The 9,211-nt window shown below is 68.6% G+C and carries 11 protein-coding genes; 5 read left to right on the top strand and 6 right to left on the bottom strand.

Annotation, left to right across the window (positions count from 1 at the left end; all coding sequences use genetic code 11):
• Positions 1-122: 122 nt before the first annotated feature.
• The 3 genes from ACFXGX_RS42345 to ACFXGX_RS42335 form a co-directional block, all read right to left on the bottom strand.
• The gene (locus ACFXGX_RS42345) at positions 123-470 is read right to left on the bottom strand and encodes a tetratricopeptide repeat protein (protein ID WP_384803543.1); all 348 of its coding nucleotides are present in this window, start codon (positions 468-470) and stop codon (positions 123-125) included.
• Positions 471-680: 210 nt separating this feature from the next.
• Positions 681-1,121 carry a MarR family winged helix-turn-helix transcriptional regulator gene (locus tag ACFXGX_RS42340; protein WP_384803540.1) on the bottom strand — a complete coding sequence of 147 codons (441 nt, stop codon included), beginning with the start codon at positions 1,119-1,121 and terminating at the stop codon, positions 681-683.
• Between the two features lie 2 nt (positions 1,122-1,123).
• Positions 1,124-1,654 carry a MarR family winged helix-turn-helix transcriptional regulator gene (locus ACFXGX_RS42335; protein ID WP_384803537.1) on the bottom strand — a complete coding sequence of 177 codons (531 nt, stop codon included), beginning with the start codon at positions 1,652-1,654 and terminating at the stop codon, positions 1,124-1,126.
• 138 nt (positions 1,655-1,792) lie between these two features.
• On the opposite strand from ACFXGX_RS42335, the gene ACFXGX_RS42330 reads away from it, so the two are divergent.
• Positions 1,793-2,758, top strand: coding sequence for a pirin family protein (locus tag ACFXGX_RS42330; RefSeq protein ID WP_384803534.1), 966 nt, complete (start codon positions 1,793-1,795; stop codon positions 2,756-2,758).
• A gap of 268 nt (positions 2,759-3,026) precedes the next feature.
• Here the strand turns inward: ACFXGX_RS42330 and ACFXGX_RS42325 are convergent, their stop codons facing one another.
• From ACFXGX_RS42325 to ACFXGX_RS42315, 3 genes are all read right to left on the bottom strand, one after another.
• Entirely contained in the window at positions 3,027-3,752 is a 726-nt protein-coding gene (locus ACFXGX_RS42325; RefSeq protein WP_384803531.1) for a hypothetical protein, read from the bottom strand.
• 110 nt (positions 3,753-3,862) lie between these two features.
• A complete protein-coding gene (locus ACFXGX_RS42320; protein ID WP_384803528.1) occupies positions 3,863-4,831 on the bottom strand; it encodes a TIGR01777 family oxidoreductase in 969 nt (322 codons plus the stop codon).
• 366 nt (positions 4,832-5,197) lie between these two features.
• Complete coding sequence (locus ACFXGX_RS42315) at positions 5,198-5,464, bottom strand: hypothetical protein (protein WP_384803526.1); 267 nt, start codon at positions 5,462-5,464, stop codon at positions 5,198-5,200.
• Here ACFXGX_RS42315 and ACFXGX_RS42310 point away from each other — a divergent pair.
• The 4 genes from ACFXGX_RS42310 to ACFXGX_RS42295 all read left to right on the top strand — a co-directional run bounded on the left by ACFXGX_RS42310 (position 5,463) and on the right by ACFXGX_RS42295 (position 9,068).
• Complete coding sequence (locus tag ACFXGX_RS42310; protein WP_384803523.1) at positions 5,463-5,783, top strand: hypothetical protein; 321 nt, start codon at positions 5,463-5,465, stop codon at positions 5,781-5,783. The genes ACFXGX_RS42315 and ACFXGX_RS42310 overlap by 2 nt on opposite strands.
• A gap of 409 nt (positions 5,784-6,192) precedes the next feature.
• Positions 6,193-6,888 (top strand): type 1 glutamine amidotransferase domain-containing protein, encoded by a 696-nt coding sequence (locus ACFXGX_RS42305; RefSeq protein ID WP_384803520.1) that lies wholly within the window; start codon positions 6,193-6,195, stop codon positions 6,886-6,888.
• Between the two features lie 133 nt (positions 6,889-7,021).
• Entirely contained in the window at positions 7,022-7,753 is a 732-nt protein-coding gene (locus tag ACFXGX_RS42300) for an SDR family NAD(P)-dependent oxidoreductase (RefSeq protein WP_384803517.1), read from the top strand.
• 562 nt (positions 7,754-8,315) lie between these two features.
• Entirely contained in the window at positions 8,316-9,068 is a 753-nt protein-coding gene (locus ACFXGX_RS42295) for a DUF6928 family protein (RefSeq protein ID WP_384803546.1), read from the top strand.
• The last annotated feature ends 143 nt before the right edge of the window (positions 9,069-9,211 follow it).

Here is a 9,211-nt window from a genome sequence, read left to right as displayed (position 1 = left end):
TCACCGAGGTGACCGGCCTTCCGCGAGAGACCCCGGCCCCGGAACTACCGAGGCAGCACCGGACCGGGACCAGATCCCGATCCCGATCCCGATCCCGTTCCTGTGCCGGATCCTGTTCCTGATCAGACGCCTTCGAAGTCGCCCCCGAGCGCGGACGCGATCCGCAGGTGCGACGCGGCCTCGTCCGGCCGGCCGAGGCGCTGAAGCGTGCGCCCCAGCATCAGCCGGGCGTAGTGCTCGACCGGGTCGAGCTCCACGAGGGTGCGCAACTCGGCTTCGGCGCGGCGCAGTTGGGCCGAGTGGTAGTAGGAGCGCGCCAGCAGCAGCCGGGGTCCGGTCTGCTCCGGCACCTCCTCGACCAGCCCGCCCAGTACGCGTGCCGCCGCGGAGTAGTCCTTGGCCTCGAAGAACATCCGCGCTCGCTCCCAGCGTTCCGCGGCCGTCCCGTGGTCGTAGTACGTCGTGTCCACCACTGACCTCCTTCGACGGGCCACAACCGAGCCGGTTGGTTGAATATTCCACGAACCTGCCGGGGTGCCCGAGGTCGCGGCCGGGATCCGCGGTTCCGCGTTCGCGGCGGCGTTCGGACCGCCAGGCACAGGCGCTCGGACCGCCAGGCACGGGCGCTCGGACCGCCAGGCACGGGCGCTCGGACCGCCGGGCGCCGGCGCTCCGGACCGCTACGCGCCGGTGAGTTCCGCCTCGGCCCGCGCCGTGACGAGGGCCAGCACGCGCCCGGCGGCGGCCAGGTCCTCGGCCGGGATCCCGGCGTACACCCGGGCCGCGATCGCGTCGCCCGCGGCGCGGACCGACGCGAACAGCTCCCGGCCGGCGTCCGTCAGGGACACCTGCCCGGGCGTCGCCTCCTCCAGGAGTCCGCGCGCCGTCAGCTCCTCGACGGTCCGCCGGGCCGCCGAATCCTCGATCTTCAGGCCGCCGGTGAGCCGGCTTACGACCCGCGCCGTTTCGACGGTCCCGCCGTTGTCGGACACGGCCCGCAGGGCCACCGACTGTTCGAACGTGGTGCCGCTGCGGGACAGCACCCGCTCCAGGGCGGCGCGGCTCGCGTAGTGGGCGAGGCCGATGACCTGGCCGTTGACAGGGGGAACAGAGGTGGTCATGACTACTCCTCGGGTGAATCCTCTTCGTATGGGGGTGAAGCCTCGCCGGGACGCTGCCCGGCTCCGGAGCGCGCGTCGAGCGGTACGTCGAGCAGGACGGCCAGCTCGTCGCTGAACGCCCGTGTGCGTTCCCCGTCGAGGCCGCCCAGTGGTTCGAGAAGCCGCTCCAGAAGGCCCTGGACCACGGAGACGGCGCGGCGGGTGACCTCGCGCCCGTCGTCGGTGAGGGTGAGCCGCACCGCCCGGGGGTCCACCGGATCCCGGGCGCGGTCGAGAAGGCCGGCCGCCTCCAGGGAACGGGCCAGCTTCGAGACGTAGAGCGGTTCGAGTCCGGTGTGGTCGGCGAGTTGACGCTGACTGGGGTGCCGTCCGTCCCGGTGCATGCCGTACAGCGACGCCACCAGCGAGTACTGCGCGTGCGTCAGGCCCAGTGGGCCCACCGCGCGGTCCACCGCTACGCGCCACTTCATTGACAGGCGCCAGACGAGAAAACCGGGCGTCGCGTTCCCGGAGGGCGACTTCGCTGTACTCATGGAAGAAACATTACATGGCTACTATGTCCATGGCTACTGTTTTCGCCATGGACCACCGCGCCGGTTCTGAGCCATGTGCCCCTCAATGGGCGATAGATGGACTGACGAGAGGCCTCCGGCGGGACTAGGTTGTGCGGCATGAGCAATCTTGATCGGGAGGCGGTTCCCGCCCCCTGCGGCGGCCGCGGGTTCGTGGTGGCCGAGCCGGTGCGCGAACTCCTCAGCCCCCGCCGGGTCAAGCTCGGCGAGTCGACCGAGGTCCGCCGTCTGCTGCCCAATCTGGGCCGGCGCATGGTCGGCGCGTGGTGCTTCGTCGATCACTACGGGCCCGACGACATCGCCGATGAACCCGGCATGCAGGTCCCGCCGCATCCGCACATGGGTCTGCAGACCGTGAGCTGGCTGCACGAGGGCGAGGTGCTGCACCGCGACTCGACGGGCAGCCTTCAGACGATCCGCCCGCGCGAACTGGGCCTGATGACGTCGGGCCGTGCCATCAGCCACTCCGAGGAGAGCCCCCGCGCGCATTCCCGCCTGCTGCACGGCGCGCAGCTCTGGGTCGCGCTGCCGGACAGTCACCGGAACACCGACCCGCGCTTCGAACACCACGCCGAACTGCCCGTCGTCACCGCCCCCGGCCTGCGGGCCACGCTCTTGCTGGGCACGCTCGACGGCACGGCCTCGCCCGGTACGACGTACACACCGATCGTCGGCGCCGACCTGGCCCTGACGAGCGGGGCGGAGGTACGCCTGCCCCTGGAGCCCGACTTCGAGTACGCCGTCCTCGCCATGTCCGGCGAGGCCCAGGTCGACGGCGTGCCGGTGCTCCCCGGCTCCATGCTCTACCTCGGCTGCGGCCGCACCGAACTCCCGCTGCGCGCCGCGACCGACGCGGGCCTGATGCTGCTGGGCGGTGAGCCGTTCGACGAGGAGCTGATCATGTGGTGGAACTTCATCGGCCGCACCCAGGAGGAGATCGAACAGGCCCGCGAGGACTGGGCCAAGGGCGCACGCTTCGGCGAGGTGAGGGGGTACGACGGCGCGCCGCTCTCCGCGCCGGAACTGCCCCCGCTTCCGCTGAAGCCGCGCGGAAGGGTGCGCTGACCGGAGCACCGGTGTGGCGATCGCGGCGGCGGCGAGCGGGCCGGTGAAAACCACCCCGATGACCAGGGCCCCATGCCGAGCGTGACGGAGAGCGGTCTCCGTGAGATGGGGTCGAGGACGTGCCCGAGCTGGAGCGCACAGGTTGGTGAAGCCGGCCACGCCGGCCAAGCCGCACTTGACCTGCCGCAGTTGGTTCAGGACTTGGCGGGCCAGAACTGCTTTGTGACCTGCTCAAGGCCGGCGGAGCGTATGAACTCTTCCAGGCTCGCTAGGGTTCGGGCACGTCAGGTGGGCCGAACACGGTAGTCCACCGGCGGGCGAGGAGCGTGTTTTCCTGGAGTGTGAGCAGTTCGGGAGCCCCGAGTGCCAGCGCGGCTGCGTACGCTGCACCGAAGGCCCGCAGCCAGGCCGGATCGCTGAGCACCTCGACCTCGTCTTCCTCATCCCGACCGAACAGTTGTGGGCCCACCCGGTGAGCGGCCTCCGTGACTACCTCGTTGAGAGTCGTGAGGGCGCATCCGACCGGAGAACCAGTGTGGTGGTCCCGCGACCAGCGAGCCCACAGCGTTCGTGTCAGAGGCTTTTCGCCTTCGTCCGACAGCGCGGCAAGGGCGTCGACCTGGGCGCTGGTCAGCGTTCGCGTCCGGGTGATCACCCATTCCACGACGTCCCCGTGAGGTCCGGCGACCAGCCATGCGGGCACCTGCTTCATGACCGTGAAGGCTCGGCAGCGCACCCACCTGTGGCCCGGTAGCGGCCGCGTCGGTTCGAGATCGGCCACGCGCCACAGGCTGGACGGCCACACCAGGACGTCAATGGCGATCTCATTCACCACCAGCCCCTCGTCGCCGACCGGCTGTCGGTCCACCCGTCGCCCGATACGGCGCTCACGAGCAGCGAACAGCTTGTCGGGAGCGAAGGACACGCGCGCCCCGGCCACAGGCTCTGGATCGCCGTAAAAGTGCTCGGCGTCGTATAAGGCGAAGAATGACACGCGGCCACAGTAGGCACCCCGACGCAGTGGCCGCCCCCGATTTGCGAAGCGTCGAGCCGGAGCCGCTCCGGCCTGGTCGCGAAGGCCAAGTAACCGGCGGGGTAGCGGCTCTATTCACGGGCCCGACCCGAGGCCCCGCGAACCAGCCTGGCCCGCTGTACGAGGGACGTAGCGGCCCCCTCCCACTCGGGATACGCAAAATCGAACCCGGCTGCGCGCAGCCGTCCCGGCACCACCCGACGGCTCTTGAGCAGCAGCTCCGTGTCCGAGCGCAGCGCGAACGCCCCCAACTCGGCCATCCAACGCGTCGCCGGCAGCCCTACCGGGACGCTCCAGGCCGTACGCAGCGCCCGCATGAAGTCGCGGTGCGGAAGCGGCCCGGGCGAGGCGAGGTTCACCGGCCCTTCAAGGTCGTCCCGGGCGATCAGGAACTCCACCGCCCGCACGAAGTCCTTGTCATGGATCCAGGAGACGTACTGCGCGCCGCCGGCGACCGGACCGCCCAGCCCGAGGCGCGCCAGCCGCGACAGTACGTCGAACACACCGCCCCGATCCGGGCTCATGACCATCGCCGAGCGCAGCGCCACCTTGCGGGTCGCCGGAGTCGGCGCCTCGGCCTGCGCCCGCTCCCAGTTCCTTGCGATCTCGACGCTGTACGCCCAGTAGTCCGGCACCCCGGCCTCCGAGCCCCCGATCACTCCGGTCGCCTCGTCGTGTGCCGTGTCGAGGCTGTGCGCGTAGACCGTCGCCGTACTCATCTGCAGCCAGACGCGCGGTGGTCGCGCAGCGGCGGCGATCGCCTCGCCGACCACCCGTGCCGAATCCACCCGGGAGGTCATCATGGCTTGCAGGTTCTCGGCGGTGTAACGGCAGGAGACGCTGCGTCCGGCCAGGTTGATCACGACATCGCAGCCGTCGATCGCCGAAGCCCAGCGGCCGAGCGTGGCCCCGTCCCATCCGATGTCATGCGCTCGCACGGGATGCCGGGTCACTACCGTGACCTCGTGGCCGGCCGCTGTCAGTGCGCGGTCGAGAATCGTGCCCACCTGTCCGGTTCCCCCGGGCAGCGCTACCTTCATCGAACCCCCCTCGGCTTTGCTCGGCATCAGCGTACTCCCTCGTTTTGAACGTGTTCAACTTGAGGGTCCGGTGTACGGCAGGGCGAGTTGGCCGACACGGGCGGGCGGACCCGGACGGCAACGGCAACGTCCGTCGGAACGTCAGCTTCGGCCTGCCGCCATCGACCTGCCCGGCTTCCAGCGGGCCGCCCTGCACCTCGAACGCGAGTAAGGGCAGTCGTCGACACCGGTCGGGCCGTGCATGGCTTCGGTTGGCTGGGCGCGGAAGTTCGGCGTTGTCCGTCGCCGTTCGCGCTCGTTGGTGTCAGCCGTTGGTGTCAGAAATCCGGGCACTCTTGACAAGCGCGGCCGGGGCGCGATTGCGTTCTAGTCTCGTGTCAGTAGGGCGCCGGCTGCCATGATTCCGATCAGGCCTGCAACGGCAAGCACAGTGGCTATCACTCGCAGACCACCGAAGCTTCGTGCACGGGCCTGCTGTACGGGATTTCCCTGAAGTCCGGACACGATTACTTCGCGAAACCAGTCGGACCCCTTCTTCGAGGCGAATGCCGACCCCATGACCAGTGCGCCCACCCCCCAGATCAACAGGAACACCTGGCCGCCGTGGGTGGCTTGCGCGCTGATCTTCACCATGACGCGCATCCTGGTGGGTTGCCCGGAGCGCGTCAACTGGCGCCACCTGCGACAATGCCGCGGCAGTGACGATACTGGTGAGGTGGGGGACGGCTTGATTCTCCGTGGGGTGCTCGCCCTGATCGCGGGCTGCGCTTTCATGGTGGTGGCCTGCGGCTATCGCGGTGTGGACATTTGGGTGTGGGACTGGGCGGATGTGACGTTTACGCACAGGACGCGATGGGGGACGCCCTGGACAAGCCTCGAACGCATGAGGCTGCAGTTCGGATTCATGGGAGTCGGGTTGGTGATCGTGGGGTTGGTGGCAGTGACGCGCTGAGAGCGCAGTAGCAGTAGATCCTCTGCGCTTCGTCCGCGCGTCGGGCGTACCACCGCCTGCTTGCTCTCCTCTTCCTCAGCCCACCGCTTTCCCTGGCTCCCACCCGTCTGCCGTCGACCCACACACCGTGGAGCGGGCGTGGTTCCTGGGCAAGGCACGCACCGTCTGCGTCCGGACTCATTCGAACGGGTCAACGCGCCCCGCGGCCCGGATCCAGCTCCATCTGGCCGGATCGCCTCGGCTGGTTCAGCACTTCCCACCAAGCGGGCAGCCGTAGCGGAGAGAGCGTCCGGGTGCGCCGGCAGGCAGACGTGCATAAGGTCCCAAAAAGGAGGAACTCGGCGGGGCGGACGGGTTTCATGGGTCATCCCGCCGAACCCTTGTGCGTATCCGAGAGGAAATCCTTGCCATGGCGAAAGTGCTGTTCATCGTCAGCGGAGCCGCCTACTGGGTACTGAAGGACGGCACGAGGTACGCGACGGGTTACTGGGCCGAGGAGTTCGCGAACCCGTACAAGATCCTCACGGAAGCCGGTCACGAGGTAGTCGTCGCGACGCCGAACGGCGTAACCCCGACCGTCGACATGATGAGCCTGCGCCCCGAGTTGGTCGGCGGCAACGACAGCGCCCTTGAGTTGGAGGCCATCATCCGTTCCGCGGAGGCGATGCGCAGGCCACTGCAGCTGTCGGACGTGCGCCTGGAGGACTACGACGCGGTGTACGTGCCGGGCGGTCACGGTCCTATGTCGGACCTGGCGTTCGACGCCGACGTGGGGCGGCTGCTGACGCAGCAGCTCACCTCGGGCAACCCGCTGTTCATCGTCTGTCACGGCCCCGCCTCATTGCTGGCCACCAGGATCCACGGCGAGTCGCCGTTCAGGGATTACAACATCACCTGCTTCACCAACGAGGAAGAAGAGGGCGTCGGGCTGGCCTCCAGGGCGACGTGGTTGCTGGAGACCGACGTCCAGGACAAGGTCGGGGTCAACTTCAGCCGCGGCCCGATGTGGGAGCCGTACATGGTCCAGGACCGCAACCTGGTCACCGGGCAGAACCCGGCTTCGGCCGCGGTCCTGGGAAAGCGGATGCTGGAAATCCTCAAGTGACCCCGTCCCGGGGCGTGATGGGACGGGGACCGGTCACCTGTCGAGTGAGCCATGGCCGAGGGGGCCGGGTCCCGGGGGCGCACCAGAACCGTCACTCGCCTGATCCATACTGATCAGGCGAAGGAAGTGAAGCATGAACGACACGACGGGTGCGAGCACCGCCCAGAAGGTCGCGATCATCACCGGTGCCAACGGGGGCATCGGCTCTGCCATCGTCACCGCCTACCGCAGCCTCGGGTACGCGGTCGTGGCCACCAGCCGTTCCATGCCGCAGTCCGAGGACCCGCAGGTGCTCGCCTTCAACGACGACCTGGCCGAGTCCGGCGCAGGCGCGCGGATCGTGGCGGCGGCGATGGACGGGTTCGGCCGGATCGACACCGTGGTCAACAGCGCTGGCGTATACATCGGCAAGCCGTTCACCGAATACACGGACGCGGATTTCGACCTGATGGTCGGCGTGAACCTGCGCGGCTTCTTCAGCGTCTCGCGCAGCGCCCTCGGCGCCATGCTCTCCCGCCGTGAGGGAGGCGGTCACCTGGTGAACATCTCCACTTCCCTGGTCGACCAGCCGAATTCGCAGGTGCCCTGCGCACTGGCGTCACTCACCAAAGGCGGGCTGAACGCCGTCACCAGGGAACTGGCGATCGAGTACGCGGCGCACGGCATCCGGGTCAACGCCGTCTCGCTGGGCGTGGTGCGCACCCCGGTGAACTCCGACGCGACGCCCGAGCTCGCCGCCCGCCACCCGCTCGGGCGGATGGAGGAGGTCGACGACGTCGTCCAGGCCATCCGGTATCTGGAACAGGCCTCCTTCGTCACGGGCGAGATCCTGCATGTGGACGGCGGCCAGAGCGCCGGCCACTGAAAGCGGCAGCGGTCGCCTCGTGAACATGAGCCCGTGACCTGCGGCCGCCTCATCGATCAACACTCTGACCTGCTGCTGAACTGTCGGTAGTTGTCGACGTCGGTCACCAGCGAGCGCCCTTCCGCGGCCCCAGGACGGCCCGGAAGGGCGCGCGTTGAGGGAGACAGCCGCCTTGTAAGTTCGATTCCAACTCGGACTGGTCGTGCTCCGCCGAGACTGACTAGGCCACACCTGGTGGCCGGTTTTTGCTGCCGTCCGTAGTCGTTGATGTCAGCGATGGATGTCAGGAAGGCCTGTTGCCGCTGCAACCGGTGGCCTCCCGGCAAGAAACACCCCGTCTTGCCTGACGGCTACCCCTCGGGGGAAACGCGTTCGGTCGGGGGGCTGTGACCTGGGGTTCTGCTGCCGGTCCCCGTAGCTCGCTTGTCACTGTCGGTCGCCATCGGTCGGCCTCGGCCAGCCTCGGACGGCCCAGGGACGGCCCCGCTGGGCCCACTCAGGCTGAGTCACCGCCTATGTCAGTGACCGCGGCTACGATGCACCCACCAGCGGGGGCAACACCCTGGGGAGGGGCTTTGGGAGCCAGCCGGGCTTTCTTGTATACGCCGACGGCGACGTTCCGAGGCTGCTGCGCGAAGTAGGCACGGCGGAGCTTGAACGGACGGCCGCCATGATGCGGCGGCTCTACCCGGGCTGGGAGATCGAGGAGAGCAAGGGCTCGAATCTCTGGAGCGGCGTGTATCCCCCGGAGGGGACGGCGTACGCGGCGAGCTGGCCCGGCGTGGAAGTCATCGGTGATCAGAGGGTGATGATCGACACCCCTTCCGCGCTCCCGGAGCACCTGGTGGCGGCGAGCGTCGGCCGACGGCTCGTGCTGCACGCCATGCACAGCGTCGTGGATTGGCTCGCGTTCGCCGTATGGGAGGACGGTCGGCTCGTCCGCTCCCTGAGCCTCTCCCCCGACAGCGGCATCATCGAGAACATCGGCGAACCGCTCCCCTTCGAACTGCCCTACTGGGCCGGAGACCGCCCTGCCGACGTCATCCCCTGGCCGGACGAGGAGGAAGAGCCGTACCCGTTGCCGTTCCACCCCCTGGAACTGGGCGAAGACGCACTGCGAGCACTCTGCGGCTTCGTCCGCGAGGGCTGCCCCGAACCGGACGACGTCGACGCGGACAGCATCCGCCTGCACGGCTTCCGGGTGCGAGACCCGCACGGCCCTGACCCCGTGGAGCAAGAAGCAGCGCAGCAAAGGTTGGGGGCGAGGCGTGCCGCCGAAGGTGCGTCTGGGTTGTCCTGTGCCACTGGATCTTGACCGTTTGCCATCGGACTTTGACGGACGCGAGTTTGCGTCATCGGAGTTTGATCACCGCAGGTCAGCGACTCAGCGCACCGAAGGTACATTGAGTCGCTGACCTGCACTTATGTGCAGTTCCTCGTAAACGTGTAGGTCAGAGC

Source organism: Streptomyces sp. NPDC059371 (genome assembly GCF_042751995.1).
Classification (GTDB): Bacteria; Actinomycetota; Actinomycetes; order Streptomycetales; family Streptomycetaceae; genus Streptomyces.
This window is presented reverse-complemented; position numbering and strand designations above follow the sequence as displayed.